Below are 15,881 nucleotides of genomic sequence, written 5' to 3'. Positions count from 1 at the left end.
TTCCTCGACGGTTGTTTTTTTTATGGAGCCGTTGGCGGACTCTTCGTTCAACGAACACAGTGAGAAGTAGGTGTATTCGAGTGATGGAGTGTAGAGCATGACTCGTGCCAAGCCTCACGCACCATCATAACGCCGTGAAAAAGCTGGGGATTAATCTTTTTTTACGGGTGAGGGAAGGGCAGGTTGGAACGGATTTCCGAACAGCGGTCAAGGCTCTGTTCGGAAATCCGAATGAAATTCTGGCTAAGTGCCATTACGGGAGTTGCCGAATCAGATGTCTCAAGCAGCCTGGAAGCGGTCCGTCCCGGGCTGTGACAGGTAGTCCCGCAGCGCCTGCTGCTCCGCTGTGCTGGTGGACAGTCCAAGCTTGCTGCGACGCCAGAGGATGTCATCCGCTTCGATGGCCCATTCTTCACTGCGCAGGTAATCCACTTCGCGGGTGAACAGGCCGCCGCCAATGGCCTGGCCAAGGTCAGCAGGGCCCTGGACACCTTCGAGCAGCCGCCAGGCGCGGGTGCCGTAGGTCTGTGCCCAGCGACGCGCGATATCCACCGGCAGCCAGCCGTGGCGCGCTAGAAGCGCATCGACCAGTGCCGTGACAGTGGTCATCTGCTCGCCACCCGGCAGCGGTGTGCTGGCTGTCCAGCTTCCGCGCATCTGTTTGAAGAATGGCTTGAGCTCGGCCATGGCCGATTCGGCCAGCTTGCGGTAGGTCGTCAGCTTGCCACCGAATACAGACAGCAAAGGGGCTTGCCCTTCGCTTGCCGACAGCGCAAGGGTGTAGTCCCGCGTCACGGCCGACGGATTGTCCGATTCGTCATTGCACAGCGGACGCACGCCGGAATAGGTGTGGAGAATATCGGCGCGGCTGAGCTGGTGATTGAAATGGGCGTTGACCACCTTGAGGATGTAGTCGGTCTCCACCTCGGTGATGGCGACCTTGGCCGGGTCGCCGGTGTACTCGCGATCGGTGGTACCGATCAGCGTGAAGCGTTCCAGATAGGGGATGGCGAAGACGATGCGCTGGTCTTCATTCTGCAGGATATAGGCGTGCTCGCCCTCGTACAGCCGCGGCACGATCAGGTGGCTGCCCTGGATCAGGCGGATGCCGTAAGGGGCGTCCAGCTGCAGGTGGTCCTTGATGAAGCTCGCCACCCATGGGCCACCCGCATTGACCAGCGCGCGGGCACGGATGCTCTGCTGGCTGCCGTCCGGATGCTGCAGTTCCACTTCCCACAGACCATCGACGCGTCGAGCACGCAGGCAGCGTGTACGAGTACGGATATGAGCGCCTTGCTCAGCGGCATTCATGGCATTGAGCACCACCAGGCGGGCGTCGTCCACGGCGCAATCGGCATATTCGAAACCGCGTGTGATAACGGGCTTCAGCGGGTTGCCTGGGCCGAAGCGCAGGCTGCGCGAAGCGCCCAGGCGCTTGCGCTTGCCCAGGTGATCGTAGAGGAACAGCCCCGCGCGGATCATCCAGGCCGGACGCAAATGCGGACGGTGAGGCAGCACGAAACGCATCGGCTTGACGATATGGGGGGCCTTGGCCAGCAAGACCTCGCGTTCGGCGAGCGCCTCACGCACCAGCCGGAATTCGTAGTGTTCGAGGTAACGCAGGCCACCGTGGATAAGCTTGCTGCTGGCCGAAGAGGTATGGCTTGCCAGGTCGTCCTTTTCGCACAGGAACACGGACAGGCCCCGTCCCGCTGCGTCGGCGGCAATGCCGACGCCATTGATGCCACCGCCGATCACGGCAAGGTCATAGCATTGGGCGAGGGGCGGCTGGGACGAAACGGACTGGGTCACGGCAAGGCCTCCTGAAGGCGCTAATCGAATATGAACATCGATGTTCGTTTTCGAAAATACTAGCGCAACAAAACGCTGCTTTCCAGTCAGTTCTCATAGAAATAACTGATCAGATGGCATGGATCGAACTAAAGTGAACATCAGGGCCATGGTGCGATGGCCCTGATCGATCAAACGACCTCGAGGCGAACCTTGTGGTCGTTCAACAGCTGGGTCAATCCTGGCGAAGGTGCCTGGTCGGTCACCAGCCAGTCGACCAAGCTGATCGAGCCCAGGCGAACCATGGCATTACGGCCAAACTTGCTGGAGTCCGCGGCAAGGATCACCTGGCGGGCATTGGCGATGATCGCCTGGGAAACCCGCACTTCCTGATAGTCGAAGTCGAGCAGGCTGCCATCCTCATCGATACCGCTGATGCCGACCACTGCGAAGTCGACCTTGAACTGATTGATGAAGTCGACGCTTGCCTGGCCGACCACTCCCCCGTCTCGACGCACCGTACCGCCGGCCACCAGCACCTCGAAATCGTCCTTGGCGCTGAGAATGGATGCGACGTGCAGGTTGTTGGTAATGATCTTCAAGTGGCTGTGATTGAGCAGCGCGCGGGCAATCGACTCGGTGGTGGTGCCGATGTTGATGAACAGCGAGGCGCTGTCGGGTATTTGCCGCGCCACGGCGTCAGCGATACGCTGCTTCTCGTCGCGCATCTGGTCGGCACGCATGGCATAGGCCGTGTTTTCGATGCTCGAATCGTAGGCCGCGCCACCGTGGTAGCGGCGCAGCAGGGTGAGCTCGGCGAGCTGATTGATGTCCCTGCGGATGGTTTGCGGTGTGACGACGAACAGCTGCGCCATTTCTTCGATGCTGACGTAGCCGCGGTCACGCACCAGTTCGATGATTTGTTGTTGGCGAGGAGGCAGATTCATGGGCGGTCCTTAGGGGCTGCCGGACAAATTCTGCAATGATGTTGAAAAGCGGCCCAAGCTACAAGCTTCAAGCAGTATGCTGCTGCGCGTTGGCCAGCCAGTGCCGCTTGAAAGTCGTAGCTTGGAGCCTTGGTTTACTCTTCGTGCGGCTCCCAATCGCGGGTACGATCGACTGCCTTCTGCCAGCCGGCGTAGAGCTTTTCCTTCTGGGCCTCGTCCAGCTGCGGGGTGAATTCGCGCTCGATGATCGCCTTGTTACGCAATTCGTCCAGGCTGCTCCAGAAACCGCACGCCAGGCCGGCCAGGAAGGCTGCGCCCAACGCCGTTGTCTCGCGCATCTTCGGGCGCTCCACGCAAGTGCCGAGGATATCTGCCTGGAACTGCATGAGGAAGTTGTTGGCTACCGCGCCACCATCCACGCGCAGCTCGCTGAGGCGCTGGCCGCAGTCCTGTTGCATGGCATCGAGGACATCACGGGTCTGGTAGGCGATCGACTCCAGGGCCGCACGAATGATGTGATCCACCTTGACGCCGCGGGTCAGGCCGAACAGTGCGCCGCGAGCATACGGATCCCAGTAGGGCGCGCCCAGGCCGGTGAATGCCGGTACCAGGTAGACGCCGTTGCTGTCCTTGACCTTGCTGGCGAAATACTCGGTATCCAAGGCGTCATTGACGATCTTCAGCTCGTCGCGCAGCCACTGCACGGTCGAACCGCCGTTGAACACCGCGCCTTCCAGGGCATATGCCACTTCGCCGCGCGGTCCGCAAGCGATGGTGGTCAGCAGGCCGTGGGAGGATTTCACCGCCTGGACGCCAGTGTTCATCAACAGGAAGCAGCCGGTCCCATAGGTGTTCTTCGCCTGGCCTGGCTCCACGCACATCTGGCCGAACAGGGCGGCCTGCTGGTCGCCCGCGATACCAGCGATGGCGATGCCGCTTTTGGTATGGCCATATGTCTCGGAGGAGGAGCGCACCTCGGGCAACATCTGTCGAGGAATGCCCAGTACATCGAGCATCTTCTCGTCCCATTCCAAGGTATGGATGTTGAAAAGCAGAGTGCGCGAGGCGTTGGTGTAGTCGGTGACATGCACCTTGCCGCCGGAGAATTTCCAGATCAGCCAGGTGTCGATGGTGCCGAACAGCAGCTCGCCACGCTCGGCGCGCTCGCGGGACCCTTCGACATTGTCGAGGATCCATTTGAGCTTGGTGCCGGAAAAGTACGGGTCGGTGACCAGGCCAGTGGTTTCGCGAATATAGTCTTCGTGGCCGTCGCGCTTGAGCTGCTCGCAGATTTCGGTACTGCGGCGGCACTGCCAGACGATGGCGTTGTACACCGGTCGGCCGGTTTCCTTGTCCCAGACAACGGTGGTCTCGCGCTGGTTGGTGATGCCGATGGCCGCCACCTGTGCGTGGCTAAGGCCTGCCTGCGCCAAGGCTTCGACCATGGTTGCGCTTTGCGTGGCGAAGATTTCCATAGGGTCGTGCTCGACCCAGCCGGCCTGCGGATAATGCTGGGCGAACTCACGCTGGGATGTGCCGACCACGTTGGCGTCACGATCGAAGATGATGGCCCGCGAACTGGTCGTGCCTTGGTCGAGGGCAATGATGTAGTTCTTGTCCTGGGTGTCTGTCATGGAGGTGGCCTTGCGCGAAATTGGCTGTAGTTCAGGGGCGTGGTCGAGCCAAGACTCGACACCTGCATCAGGAAATCTGGGTGTCGCCCTCAGGATTATCGTCTGTCTGGCGAGCTGCGGCCGGCGTGATCGGCAGATGGCGAGCGATCGCTCCACGATAGAGGCCGGCGCCCAGGCAGGCGCCGACGATGGGCGCGCATACTGGAACCAGGAAATAGGGAATATCCCGGCCGCCGGTAAAGGCAATCTCGCCCCAGCCGGCCAGGAAAGTCATCAGCTTTGGTCCGAAATCGCGGGCAGGGTTCATGGCGAATCCGGTAAGTGGGCCCATGGCACTGCCGATGACCGCGATCAGCAAGCCGATCAGCAAAGGTGCCAGCGCACCGCGAGGTAGACCGTTGTTGTCATCGGTCAGGGCCATGATCACGGCCATCAGAATGGCGGTGATGACCATCTCGACCAGGAAGGCCTGGCCGATGGCGAGCGCCGGATGCGGGTAGGTCGAGAATACAGCGGCAAGCTCAAGGCTTGCCTCGCTGCCACGGAGCATGGAATGGCTTTGTTCGAAATCGAAGAACAGGCTGCTGTACAAGGTGTAGACCAGTGCCGCTCCACAAAAGGCGCCGAAGATCTGGGCGATGATATAGAAAGGCAGCTTGCGTTTTTCGAACCCGCCGAACAGGGTCAGGGCGATGCTCACGGCGGGATTGAGGTGAGCTCCGGAGGTTCCCGCGGTCAAGTAGATCGCCATGCTCACCCCGATACCCCAGATGATACTGATCTCCCAGAGACCGAAACTGGCGCCGGCGACCTTGAGCGCCGCGACACAACCGGTGCCGAAGAAGATAAGCAGGGCAGTACCAAGAAACTCGGCCGTGCATTGGCCGGCCAGCGTAGGTTGTCGTAGTGCGTTCGTCATGTATGACCTCGATTCTTGTTGTTGTAAGGCGCTGGTTGCGCTCGACAGCAAGGCCTGGCTTCGATCCTGTGAGGCCAGGCGGGAAGAATAATGAACCTTTATAGGGCATCATTTATTCATAAACGAAAAAATATAGACAAGAAACGCTGATGTCAAAGGTCGATAATGAACGCCTGGCCACATTCTGACCCCAGGAGGCGCCTATGCCTGTGATTGCACCTCTCGGTCACCTGCACTTCTGGTGAGGTCGGCGCTTTTGTCCTACAGTAACCGCCGACCATTTCGCACTGGAGCACCCATGACACCTGCCTTGGATCTGCTGAAGAAGGTTCGTGCCGAACACCGAATCCATAGCTACGAACATGATCCCGGCGTTGCGTCTTATGGGCTGGAAGCGGCGCAAAAGCTTGGTCTCGACCCATTGCGTGTGTTCAAGACGCTGCTGGCCTCCAGCGAAAAGGGCGAACTGCTGGTAGCTGTCGTTCCGGTGGTAGGAACCTTGGATCTCAAGGCCCTTGCCCAGGCGGCCAAGGTCAAGAAGTGCGAGATGGCCGATCCTGCCATGGCCCAGCGAGCCACGGGCTATCTGGTGGGCGGGATCAGCCCTTTGGGGCAGAAGAAGCGGCTGCGCACCTTTATCGACCAGTCGGCGCAGCAATTTGAAAGCATTCATGTCAGCGCCGGGCGACGCGGACTCGAAGTCGAACTGGCCGCGACGGTGTTGGCGGCGCATACCCAGGGGCAGTTCGCCCCGATCGGTCGTGGACCGGGGTAGCGTAATGACTGCCGGGCGCATGCTGATTGTTTTCGGCGGCCTAGGGATCGAGCGCCGCCCGTGCGGCGTTCGATCTCAAGAACACTCCGAGGCTCATGCCTGCTGGTCGTAACGCCTGACCCCAAGCTCCTGATGCGGCAATTGCGCTGCCACGGTTCCAGCCGCCGGAAACACGACCAAGTGATCAGCGGCTACATCGATACCGACGTCATGTCCGATCTGAAGGTCGATATGGCTGGGGAAGATGGCCTCCAGCTGGCTGCCGGTAGGCAGCTTCAGACGGTACAGGATCGAAGCGCCCAGGAAGCTCTTGCCGTTGATCAGGGCGCGCAGGGCGCTGTTCGGGGCGTACACGATGTCGTCCGGGCGCAGCAGGACGTCCACCGCGCTCCCCGGCGTCAGGGTATAGGCGCGGTTGCCTTGCAGTTCGCCCAGCTCGGTACTGACCGCTTCATGACTGATCAGTTGGCCGCGGATGAAATAACCCTGGCCAATGAAGCTCGCCACGAAAGGCGTCAGCGGCTCGTGGTAGAGGTTGTACGGCGTGTCCCATTGTTCCAGCCGGCCCTCCTTGAACACACCGACGTGGTCGCTGACCGCGAAGGCTTCCTCCTGGTCATGGGTCACCAGGATCGCGCTGGTGCCACGGCTCTTGAGGATATCGCGTACCTCATGACTAAGGCGTCGGCGCAGCTCCACATCCAGGTTGGAGAACGGCTCGTCGAGCAACAGCAGTTGCGGCTCCGGCGCCAGTGCCCGGGCCAGTGCAACACGTTGCTGCTGGCCTCCGGACAACTCGTGAGGATAGCGGCCACCCAGGCCACCGAGCTTGACCAGATCGAGCATTTCCTCGACCACGGCCTGCTGCCGGGGATGCTTGGCAATACCGAAAGCGATGTTCTGAGCCACGGTCAAGTGAGGAAAGAGGGCATAGTCCTGAAAGACCATGCCGATCCGCCGCTTTTCCGGCGACAGGGTGAACCCTGCGCGGGAAATGACCTCGCCCGCCAGCTGGATCTCGCCCTCGTGGATGGGTTCGAAGCCGGCGATGGCGCGCAGGGTGGTGGTCTTGCCGCAGCCCGAGGAACCCAGCAGGCAACCGATGTCGCCTGCGTTGAGGTGCAGGTTGAGGTTCTGGACGATGCGCTGGTCGCCATAGCCGCAGGCCAGGTCGCGCAGGTTGAGCAGTAGGGGTTGACTCATGCGTGGTGGTAAGCCGGATCTACAAGGAATTCGAGAAGGGCCTTCTGCGCATGCAAGCGGTTCTCGGCCTGGTCCCAGGCGACCGATCGGGGGTCGTCTAGCAGGTCCAGGCTGATCTCCTCGCCACGATGGGCGGGCAGGCAGTGCATGAACAGGGCATCGGGTGCCGCCAGGTCGAGCATTTCGCGCGTGACCTGATAAGGCGCGAAGTGCGCCAGGCGCCGTGCAGTTTCCTCCTCCTGGCCCATGGAAGTCCAGACATCCGTACTGATCAAGTGCGCGTCGCGGGCCGCGATCTTTGGATCACGCACGAGTTGTACACGGTCACCGGCCTGGGCCAGGAAGCGGGATTCGGGCTCATAGCCTTCCGGGCAGGCGATGCGCAGCTGGAAATCGAACTGGATGGCCGCTTCTATATAGGTGTTGCACATGTTGTTGCCGTCACCGATCCAGGCCACTGTCTTGCCCTGGATGGAGCCGCGGTGCTCGAGGAAGGTCTGCATGTCGGCCAGCAGCTGGCAGGGGTGCAGGTCGTCGGACAGGCCGTTGATCACCGGAACGCGCGATTGCGCGGCAAAGTCGGTCAATGTGCTGTGGGCGAAGGTCCGGATCATCACCGCATCGAGCATGCGCGACATGACGATGGCGCTGTCGCCGATCGGTTCGCCGCGACCCAGCTGGGTATCACGTGGCGACAGGAAGATGGCCTGGCCGCCGAGCTGGATCATGCCCGCCTCGAACGACACTCGGGTACGCGTGGACGATTTCTCGAAGATCATGCCCAGCACGCGGTTCTTCAGTGGCTCGAATAGCACGCCTCGGTTACGCAGGTCCTTCAGCTCGACGCCACGACGGATCACGCCGAGCAATTCTTCAGCGTTGAGATCCATCAGGGAGAGAAAGTGCCTAGCGCTCATGATTGACTACCTTTATCTGCAACGGACTGCAGCTTGACCGTATGGTTTTTGTTGACAACGACGACGACCCGCAGCGAAAGCCGCACGGGGCGACGAAAATAGGAAAGGCGCAATACTATATTTAAATGTCGCCTGAAACCAAGAGGGGCCGATGCATGACTCTAGCAGCGGATGTCGTAACTCGTTGAGGGACAGCTGTTTTTTATTTGCTACAGGCCGTTTTTACACTGCCTGCGCCTTGCCTGGCAAACCTGGAGTCGTAATCGCCATCATTGATGTCGGGCGATTCATCCTGCGAAGCGAGGTAGCTGGTAACTCGGGTGGGGCATAGTCTGGTGGGAAAGGAACACGGCAGAGGCGGCCATGACCAAGACCTTGCATCACCGAGCCTGTCACCTGTGCGAGGCCATCTGCGGCCTGACCATCGAAGTCACCCACGAGCCCGATCGCCAGTGGATCAGCTCGATCAAGGGCGACCCCGAGGATCCGTTCAGTCGTGGCCATATCTGTCCCAAGGCAATTGCCCTGCAGGATATCCAGGATGACCCGGACCGTCTGCGTCAACCTCATCGGCGTATTGGCGATCGCTGGGAGCCGATCGGTTGGGATGAGGCATTCGCTCTTGCCGCTGAGCGACTCTGGACCGTGCAGCAGGCCCACGGGCGCAATGCCGTGGCGGTCTACCAGGGCAACCCGAGCGTGCACAACTATGGGCTGATGACTCATGCGAATTATTTTCTCGGTCTGCTCAAGACCCGAAATCGTTTCTCCGCCACATCGGTCGATCAGCTACCGCAGCACCTGACCAGCTACCTGATGTATGGCCACGGCCTGCTGTTACCGATTCCCGATATCGATCACACCGACTTCATGCTGGTACTGGGTGCCAATCCGCTTGCCTCGAACGGCAGCATCATGACCGTCCCGGACGTCACGAAGCGTCTCAAGGCCCTGCAGGCCAGAGGCGGTCGGCTGGTCGTGGTGGATCCGCGGCGTACCGAAACGGCGGCGATGGCCGACCAGCACTTGTTCATTCGTCCTGGTGGCGATGCCGCGCTGCTGAGCGGGCTGTTGCATACGCTGTTCGACGAGAAGCTGGGTCGAGCTTCCCACTTGCCCGTCCAAGGCCTGGATGCCGTTCGCGATGCGCTTTCCTCGTTCAGTGCCGAAGCCATGAGCCCCTTGTGCGGAATCGGTGCTCGCGAAATCCGCCAGTTGGCCCGTGACTTCGCCGCTGCCGAGCGCGCTGTGTGCTATGGGCGGATGGGCATCTCCACGCAAGCGTTCGGGACTCTGTGCCACTGGTTGGTGCAACTGATCAATCTGGTGACCGGTAATCTCGATCGGCCGGGTGGTGCACTCTGTACCGAGCCTGCGGTGGATCTGGTAGCCAATACGGCGGGCGGCCATTTCAATGCCTGGCAAAGCCGCGTGTCCGGCCTACCGGAATATGGCGGCGAGCTGCCGGTGGCCGCGCTGGCCGAAGAGATCCTGGTGCCGGGAGAAGGGCAGGTCCGAGCGCTGGTGACGGTGGCGGGGAATCCGGTCCTTTCCACGCCCAACGGAGGTCAGCTGGAACAGGCGCTCGAAGGGCTCGACTTCATGCTCAGCATCGACCTGTATATCAATGAAACGACCTGTCACGCCGACTTGATCCTGCCATCCACCTGCGCCATGGAAAACGACCATTACGACACGACCTTCAACCTGCTGGCCGTGCGTAATGTCTCGCGGTTCAATCGTGCCCTCCTGCCTCGGCCTGCCGGCGCGCTGCATGACTGGGAGATTTTCGTCGGGCTGGCCAAGGCTTTCGCGGCGCGGGCGCAGGTAGCGCTGAAACCGACCCTCGCTCCTGCGCAGATGATCGACCTGGGCCTGCGCGCAGGGCGTTATGGCGATGGCTCGCCGTGGCATCTTTCACTGGAGACGCTCGACCTGCATCCCCATGGCCTCGATCTGGGGCCTTTGCGGGCCAACCTCGCGGCGCGGCTGAAAACGCCGGGTCAGGTTGTCGACGCGGCGCCACAGTGCATGCTCGACGACCTGCGGCGTCTGGCCGGTCAGGCACCCGCCGACCCCGCGCAACTGTTGTTGATCGGCCGGCGCCATGTCCGTAGCAACAATTCATGGATGCACAACTTTCACCGCTTGGTCAAAGGCAAGCCCCGCCATCAATTGCTCATGCACCCCCAGGACTTGCGGGCCCGCGGGCTGATAGATGGCCAGCAGGTGCGCGTGCGCTCCCGGGTAGGGAGCCTGGAGGTGCAGGTGCTGGCCAGCGAAGAGGTCATGCCAGGCGTGGTTAGCCTGCCTCATGGCTACGGCCACCAGCGCCAGGGCGTCCGGCTCGGCGTCGCCAATGCCCAGCCAGGGGGCAGCGCCAACGACTTGACCGACGAGTGTCTACGCGATGGCGTATCAGGTAACGCGGCGTTGAACGGCGTCCCTGTGGAAGTTGAAGCGGCTTGACTCCGGGCAAGACCGAGCACGCTGCTCGGCTTTCCGATACAATGCGGCACCGTGCCGACGATAAGGTCGGAAAGTCCAGCCGAGGTGTGTGACATGGATATTATCGAAACAATCAAAGAGCAGATTGCCAACAATACCGTTCTGCTTTACATGAAAGGCTCGCCAAATGCCCCGCAGTGCGGCTTCTCGGCGCGTGCTTCGCAAGCAGTGATGGGGTGCGGCGAGAAATTCGCCTATGTCGATATCCTGCAGAATCCGGAAATTCGAGCCAACCTGCCCAAGTACGCCAACTGGCCGACGTTCCCGCAGCTGTGGGTCGGCGGCGAATTGGTCGGCGGTAGCGATATCGTTCTGGAAATGTTCGAGAAGGGCGAGCTGCAGACCCTGATCAAGGACGCAGCCAATGCCAAGGCTTCCGAAGCCTGACACAATTGCTGTACCCGATGCTGCAAAACAAAAGCCCCGCGAATGCGGGGCTTTGTTTTTAAGCAGAGATTTACTCTTCGCCCATCTGCGATTGCAGGTAGTTTTCCAGGCTGATCTTGTCGATCAGGCCCAACTGGGTTTCCAGCCAGTCGATGTGTTCTTCCTCGGCCTCGAGGATGTCTTCGAGCATCTCGCGGCTACCGAAATCACCGACAGTCTCGCAGTGTGCGATTGCCGCCTTGAGATCGGCCAGGCCCTTCTGTTCAAGCTTCAGGTCGCACTCGAGCATTTCCCGCGTGTGCTCGCCGATCAGCAGCTTGCCGAGGTCCTGCACGTTAGGGATGCCTTCGAGGAAGAGAATCCGCTTGATCAGTTTGTCAGCGTGCTTCATCTCGTCGATGGATTCTTTGTACTCGTGCTTGCCGAGCTTGTTCAGGCCCCAGTCTTCATACATGCGCGCATGCAGGAAGTACTGATTGATCGCGACCAGCTCGTTTCCGAGGACCTTGTTGAGATGCTGGATGACGCTGATGTCGCCTTTCATGACCGGTGCCTGCCTTGTAGAAGTGTGCCAATAAGCAGGAGTTTGAGCTCGGTAAGTTTTCCTGTCAAACCTAAGTTATTGAATAATAAATGAAAATTAATAGGAATAAGAATGTTTGTGAACCGCGTCTAGGCCATAACTAATTGAATTGCAGGCATAAAAAAACCGGACACTGAGTCCGGTTCTCCGAAAGAGGTAGTTTATGCCGCTGAAAATTCCACGGGATAGGGCAGGGCCGGGTGCTGGCTGACCTGCAATTTGGTGAGGGTTTCGCGAACCACTTCCTTGGCCAGGCATGCACATTTGCCACATTGGCTGGCCACGTTGGTGGCGGCTCTGACTTCCTTGTAGCTGCAGCATCCTTCATAGATCGCATCGCGGATCTGTCCGTCGGTCACACCAACACAAAGACACACATACATAGGGTCAGCCCATCGCTGGTTGCGGCAAGATGTTCTGGAGATTAATGGTAATGAGAATGCTTGTCAAACCACCTGCCGGACTACTGGCCTTTGCGCGACAGGCGGTTAAATTCGGCCTGTTCGTGCGGGCAGTGTATAGTGGGCAGCCTTGTGTGATCCCGGGCTGACGCGTTCATCCCGGACACTGTTTTGACACCATCAGGAGATATCGAATGAGCGTGCTCGTTGGTAAAAAAGCCCCGGATTTCACCGTCGCTGCCGTGCTGGGCAATGGCGAGATCGTCGACAGCTTCAACCTGGCCTCGGCCATCAAAGGCAAGTACGGCCTGGTGTTCTTCTATCCACTGGACTTCACCTTCGTCTGCCCATCCGAACTGATCGCACTGGACAACCGCATTCCGGAATTCCAAGCGCGCGACGTTGAAGTGATCGGCGTTTCGATCGATTCGCACTTCACCCACAATGCCTGGCGTAACACTCCAGTCGAAAAAGGCGGCATCGGCCAGGTCAAGTACACCCTGGCGGCTGACATCTCGCACGAGATCTGCAAGGCCTACGACGTCGAGTCCGAAGGCGGCGTGGCCTTCCGTGGCGCGTTCCTGATCGACCACAACGGCGTTGTCCGTTCGCAGATCATCAATGACCTGCCGCTGGGCCGTAACATGGACGAGCTGCTGCGTCTGGTCGATGCCCTGCAGTTCCACGAGGAGCACGGCGAAGTGTGCCCTGCCAACTGGAAGAAAGGCGACAAGGGCATGACCGCTTCGCCAGAAGGCGTTGCCGCTTACCTGAGCGAGAACGCTGGCAAGCTGTAATCTGCCAGACTTAAAAAAACCGGCCTTCATGGCCGGTTTTTTTTAGGTCGCTAGCGCGTCAGGCTCAATTGTCGAAGTCTCGCCAGCCGCCCAGTTCCTTCCAGCGATTGACGATGCCGCAGAACAGCTCGGCGGTCTTCTCGGTGTCGTAGCGGGCTGAGTGCGCTTCGCGGCCATCGAAGTCGATGTCGGCACTCTGGCAGGCACGGGCCAGGACGGTCTGGCCGTACGCCAGGCCGGCCAGGGTAGCCGTGTCGAAGCTGGAGAACGGATGGAACGGATTGCGCTTGACGTCGTTGCGCGCTACCGCTGCATTGAGGAAATTCAGGTCGAAACTGCTGTTGTGCCCGACCAGAACCGCACGCTTGCAGCCATTGGCCTTGAGCGCCTTGCGCACGCCGCGGAAGATATCGGTGAGAGCAGTCTCTTCGCTCACTGCCATGCGTAGCGGATGATCGAGCTTGATGCCGGTGAACTCGAGTGCCGCCTGTTCGATGTTCGCGCCTTCGAACGGTTCGACCCGATGGAAGTAGGTGTGTTCCGGGAACAGGAAACCCTTGTCGTCCATGCCAATGGTAACGGCCGCAATTTCCAGCAGGGCGTCGGTGGCGCTGTTGAATCCACCCGTCTCGACGTCCACGACTACCGGCAGATAACCACGAAAGCGTTCTGCCATCGGATGACGAGAGCCGCTCGCCTGACCTTCCTGGTCGTCTTCGTAAAGGTCTTCGCTCACGCATTGTTCTCCAGCAGGCGCCAGCGCAGCTTTTCACCAGCGCGCAGCGGGACGACGTTTTGCTCGCCAAACGGCAGGCTGTCAGGGGCGGTCCACTCTTCGCGGACCAGGGTGATGGTATCGGTGTTGCTCGGCAGGCCATAGAAGGCAGGGCCGTGCAGGCTGGCAAAGCCTTCGAGCTTGTCCAGCGCGTTGCGTTGCTCGAATGCCTCGGCGTACAGCTCGATCGCGGCATAGGCCGTGTAGCAACCCGCGCAGCCGCAGGCGGCTTCCTTGGCGTGGCGCGCATGCGGCGCGGAATCGGTGCCGAGGAAGAACTTTTTGTTGCCGCTGGTTGCGGCATCCAGCAATGCCACCTGGTGCGTGTTGCGCTTGAGGATCGGCAGGCAGTAGAAATGCGGGCGAATCCCGCCGACCAGCATGTGGTTGCGGTTGTACAGCAGGTGCTGCGCGGTGATGGTCGCGCCGACGTTGGCCGGTGCCTGCATGACGAACTGCACGGCATCGGCCGTGGTGATGTGCTCGAACACCACCTTCAGTGTCGGGAAGCGTTCGACAACGCGGCGCAGGTGCTCGTCGATGAACAGTTTCTCGCGATCGAAGACGTCGATCTCGCTGCGCGTCACTTCGCCATGTACCAGCAGCGGCATGCCTGTCTCGGCCAGCGCTTCGAGCGCCGGGAAGATGTTGTCGATGCTGGTTACCCCGGAGTCGGAGTTGGTCGTGGCGCCGGCAGGGTAGAGCTTGGCCGCGTACACGATGCCGCTGGCCTTGGCCGCGCGGATGTCCTCGGGGCTGGTACGGTCAGTAAGGTACAGCACCATCAGCGGCTCGAAGCGGCTGCCGGGCGCGCGCGCGGCAAGGATGCGCTCGCGGTAGGCGCCGGCTTCGGTGGCGGTGCGTACCGGCGGGACCAGGTTGGGCATGATGATGGCGCGGGCGAAGGTGCGCGCCACGTCGCCGACGGTGTGAGGCAGGACGGCACCATCGCGCAGATGGATATGCCAGTCATCGGGACGCAGGAGGGTCAGGCGATCGGACATTGGGGATTCCAGGCGGGTCGAACTCAAGCGTGAATGCTACCGGAAAAGCCGAGGGCGAGCACTGGCTATCAAGTTTTAGCGAAACGGACCGATAGCTTGCAGGTATGCAGCGAGAATCAGTGGAGCCGCCCGTGCGCCAGCATTATCTAGCCCTGTTCAGTCTGTTGGTCAGCCTCCCGGCGGCGGCATTGACCTTGCAGACCCGAGTGGAAAACATCGAGTGGAAGATCGAGGGGGATCAGTTCGAATGCCGGCTGATCCAGCCTGTCGACGGCTTCGGAGCGGGCGAGTTCGTGCGCCGCGCCGGTGAGCAGGCGACTTTCCAGCTGCGCTCGGCGGGCAATCTGCTTGGTGCGGGCCCGGCCACCTTGCTGGCGGCCGCGGCGCCGTGGCAGCCCGGGCGTGGCGATATCAACCTGGGAGCGGTGCGACTGGCGCGTACCGGGGTATTGTTCACCACCACCCAGGGCCAGGCCAGCCGCTTGATCAGTGGTCTGCTCGATGGTCGCAGTACCGTCGTGCGCAACCAGTCCGGCGAGGGTGGCCGGGTGATGGAAGTCCGTGTACTGCCCGTGAGCTTCAACAAGGCCTATAACGATTATCAGGCCTGCGCCGCCAAGCTGCTGCCGATGAATTACGATCAGATCCGCCAGACCCAGGTTGGCTTCCCGGGGAACGGTATCGATCTGGACAGCGTGGCGAAGGCGCGGCTGGATATGGTCCTGGACTACCTGAAGGCCGATCCCACGGTCAATCACATCGAGCTCGACGGGCATTCCGACAACAGCGGCAACCGGTTGACCAACCGTGACCTGTCACGGCGCAGGGCCCTGGCCGTTGCCGACTACCTCAAGGCCCATGGTGTTGCCGAGGACCAGATCACCGTGCGTTTCCATGGCGAGCGTTATCCTCTGGCAAGAAACAACAGCCCTGCAAATCGCGCACGCAATCGTCGGGTGAGTCTGCAATTGGAACGCGTTGCGCCGATCGAAAAACCCCCAGAAAAAACGGCCGAGAAACCATTGGCCGAGAAACCGCCGGAAACATCCTCCGGGATCGCCGCTACTCCAGCACCACTTGCCGCACCGGCTGCGACCTCTGTGCCCAAACAGCTTTGAGCACGACCGATGGTCGCCCTCTCGACAGATCCTGTCGCTTTGTCGTCACAAGCTGTCGCGCCACTGTAAATCTGGTAGCAAGCCCGGTAGAATCGACGGCTTTCCGTACAACCCGTGGAGTG

The 15,881-nt window shown here is 60.6% G+C and carries 15 protein-coding genes; 5 read left to right on the top strand and 10 right to left on the bottom strand.

All coding sequences use genetic code 11. The features are described 5' to 3' along the window. Nucleotides 1-279: 279 nt before the first annotated feature. The 4 genes from glpD to G7009_RS16755 form a co-directional block, all read right to left on the bottom strand. Nucleotides 280-1,812 carry a glycerol-3-phosphate dehydrogenase gene (gene glpD, locus G7009_RS16770; RefSeq protein WP_181131178.1) on the bottom strand — a complete coding sequence of 511 codons (1,533 nt, stop codon included), beginning with the start codon at nucleotides 1,810-1,812 and terminating at the stop codon, nucleotides 280-282. A 170-nt stretch (nucleotides 1,813-1,982) separates the two neighbouring features. Further along, nucleotides 1,983-2,738, bottom strand: a complete 756-nt coding sequence (locus G7009_RS16765) for a DeoR/GlpR family transcriptional regulator (protein WP_181131177.1) — start codon at nucleotides 2,736-2,738, stop codon at nucleotides 1,983-1,985. 134 nt (nucleotides 2,739-2,872) lie between these two features. Then, entirely contained in the window at nucleotides 2,873-4,372 is a 1,500-nt protein-coding gene (glpK, locus tag G7009_RS16760; RefSeq protein ID WP_181131176.1) for a glycerol kinase GlpK, read from the bottom strand. 67 nt (nucleotides 4,373-4,439) lie between these two features. Then, nucleotides 4,440-5,291, bottom strand: coding sequence for an MIP/aquaporin family protein (locus G7009_RS16755; protein ID WP_181131175.1), 852 nt, complete (start codon nucleotides 5,289-5,291; stop codon nucleotides 4,440-4,442). A gap of 298 nt (nucleotides 5,292-5,589) precedes the next feature. On the opposite strand from G7009_RS16755, the gene ybaK reads away from it, so the two are divergent. Then, nucleotides 5,590-6,066 (top strand): Cys-tRNA(Pro) deacylase, encoded by a 477-nt coding sequence (gene ybaK / locus G7009_RS16750; RefSeq protein ID WP_181131174.1) that lies wholly within the window; start codon nucleotides 5,590-5,592, stop codon nucleotides 6,064-6,066. A 93-nt stretch (nucleotides 6,067-6,159) separates the two neighbouring features. Here ybaK and G7009_RS16745 read toward each other — a convergent pair whose 3' ends face one another. Together G7009_RS16745 and argF are read right to left on the bottom strand one after the other, a co-directional pair. Beyond that, nucleotides 6,160-7,269: an ABC transporter ATP-binding protein gene (locus tag G7009_RS16745; RefSeq protein ID WP_181131173.1), complete on the bottom strand. Its 1,110-nt coding sequence runs from the start codon at nucleotides 7,267-7,269 to the stop codon at nucleotides 6,160-6,162. Then, nucleotides 7,266-8,186 (bottom strand): ornithine carbamoyltransferase, encoded by a 921-nt coding sequence (argF, locus tag G7009_RS16740; protein ID WP_181131172.1) that lies wholly within the window; start codon nucleotides 8,184-8,186, stop codon nucleotides 7,266-7,268. The genes G7009_RS16745 and argF overlap by 4 nt, the downstream gene beginning before the upstream one ends. A 363-nt stretch (nucleotides 8,187-8,549) precedes the next feature. On the opposite strand from argF, the gene G7009_RS16735 reads away from it, so the two are divergent. Both G7009_RS16735 and grxD read left to right on the top strand, forming a co-directional pair. Then, complete coding sequence (locus tag G7009_RS16735; protein ID WP_181131171.1) at nucleotides 8,550-10,655, top strand: molybdopterin oxidoreductase family protein; 2,106 nt, start codon at nucleotides 8,550-8,552, stop codon at nucleotides 10,653-10,655. Between the two features lie 93 nt (nucleotides 10,656-10,748). Continuing rightward, entirely contained in the window at nucleotides 10,749-11,081 is a 333-nt protein-coding gene (grxD, locus tag G7009_RS16730) for a Grx4 family monothiol glutaredoxin (RefSeq protein ID WP_181131170.1), read from the top strand. 70 nt (nucleotides 11,082-11,151) lie between these two features. Here grxD and bfr read toward each other — a convergent pair whose 3' ends face one another. Further along, the gene (bfr, locus tag G7009_RS16725) at nucleotides 11,152-11,625 is read right to left on the bottom strand and encodes a bacterioferritin (RefSeq protein WP_181131169.1); all 474 of its coding nucleotides are present in this window, start codon (nucleotides 11,623-11,625) and stop codon (nucleotides 11,152-11,154) included. 200 nt (nucleotides 11,626-11,825) lie between these two features. Beyond that, on the bottom strand, nucleotides 11,826-12,047 hold the full coding sequence (locus G7009_RS16720; RefSeq protein ID WP_181131168.1) for a bacterioferritin-associated ferredoxin: 222 nt from the start codon (nucleotides 12,045-12,047) through the stop codon (nucleotides 11,826-11,828). 212 nt (nucleotides 12,048-12,259) lie between these two features. Here G7009_RS16720 and G7009_RS16715 point away from each other — a divergent pair, with 212 nt between their 5' ends. Further along, a complete protein-coding gene (locus tag G7009_RS16715; RefSeq protein ID WP_181131167.1) occupies nucleotides 12,260-12,862 on the top strand; it encodes a peroxiredoxin in 603 nt (200 codons plus the stop codon). Nucleotides 12,863-12,926: 64 nt separating this feature from the next. On the opposite strand, the gene rnt is transcribed toward G7009_RS16715, so the two are convergent. Together rnt and pyrC are read right to left on the bottom strand one after the other, a co-directional pair. Beyond that, the gene (rnt, locus tag G7009_RS16710; RefSeq protein WP_219856629.1) at nucleotides 12,927-13,538 is read right to left on the bottom strand and encodes a ribonuclease T; all 612 of its coding nucleotides are present in this window, start codon (nucleotides 13,536-13,538) and stop codon (nucleotides 12,927-12,929) included. A gap of 56 nt (nucleotides 13,539-13,594) precedes the next feature. Beyond that, nucleotides 13,595-14,641: a dihydroorotase gene (pyrC, locus tag G7009_RS16705; RefSeq protein WP_181131165.1), complete on the bottom strand. Its 1,047-nt coding sequence runs from the start codon at nucleotides 14,639-14,641 to the stop codon at nucleotides 13,595-13,597. A gap of 131 nt (nucleotides 14,642-14,772) precedes the next feature. Between pyrC and G7009_RS16700 the strand changes: the two genes are divergently transcribed. Beyond that, nucleotides 14,773-15,759 (top strand): flagellar protein MotY, encoded by a 987-nt coding sequence (locus G7009_RS16700; protein ID WP_181131164.1) that lies wholly within the window; start codon nucleotides 14,773-14,775, stop codon nucleotides 15,757-15,759. Nucleotides 15,760-15,881: the final 122 nt, after the last annotated feature.

The sequence above is a fragment of the Pseudomonas capeferrum genome, from assembly GCF_013523055.1.
GTDB classification, from domain to species: Bacteria; Pseudomonadota; Gammaproteobacteria; order Pseudomonadales; family Pseudomonadaceae; genus Aquipseudomonas; species Aquipseudomonas capeferrum_A.
Note: the sequence above shows the minus strand (reverse complement) of the source record. Positions and strands in the feature narration are given on the sequence as shown.

Excerpts from the sequence above, each read along its gene's own strand:
- G7009_RS16745 (WP_181131173.1), bottom strand. The coding sequence starts at position 7,269 with ATGAGTCAACCCCTACTGCTCAACCTGCGCGACCTGGCCTGCGGCTAT.
- ybaK (WP_181131174.1), top strand. The coding sequence starts at position 5,590 with ATGACACCTGCCTTGGATCTGCTGAAGAAGGTTCGTGCCGAACACCGA.
- grxD (WP_181131170.1), top strand. The coding sequence starts at position 10,749 with ATGGATATTATCGAAACAATCAAAGAGCAGATTGCCAACAATACCGTT.
- glpK (WP_181131176.1), bottom strand. The coding sequence starts at position 4,372 with ATGACAGACACCCAGGACAAGAACTACATCATTGCCCTCGACCAAGGC.
- bfr (WP_181131169.1), bottom strand. The coding sequence starts at position 11,625 with ATGAAAGGCGACATCAGCGTCATCCAGCATCTCAACAAGGTCCTCGGA.
- rnt (WP_219856629.1), bottom strand. The coding sequence starts at position 13,538 with ATGGCAGAACGCTTTCGTGGTTATCTGCCGGTAGTCGTGGACGTCGAG.
- G7009_RS16715 (WP_181131167.1), top strand. The coding sequence starts at position 12,260 with ATGAGCGTGCTCGTTGGTAAAAAAGCCCCGGATTTCACCGTCGCTGCC.
- G7009_RS16765 (WP_181131177.1), bottom strand. The coding sequence starts at position 2,738 with ATGAATCTGCCTCCTCGCCAACAACAAATCATCGAACTGGTGCGTGAC.
- pyrC (WP_181131165.1), bottom strand. The coding sequence starts at position 14,641 with ATGTCCGATCGCCTGACCCTCCTGCGTCCCGATGACTGGCATATCCAT.
- G7009_RS16720 (WP_181131168.1), bottom strand. The coding sequence starts at position 12,047 with ATGTATGTGTGTCTTTGTGTTGGTGTGACCGACGGACAGATCCGCGAT.
- argF (WP_181131172.1), bottom strand. The coding sequence starts at position 8,186 with ATGAGCGCTAGGCACTTTCTCTCCCTGATGGATCTCAACGCTGAAGAA.
- G7009_RS16735 (WP_181131171.1), top strand. The coding sequence starts at position 8,550 with ATGACCAAGACCTTGCATCACCGAGCCTGTCACCTGTGCGAGGCCATC.
- G7009_RS16755 (WP_181131175.1), bottom strand. The coding sequence starts at position 5,291 with ATGACGAACGCACTACGACAACCTACGCTGGCCGGCCAATGCACGGCC.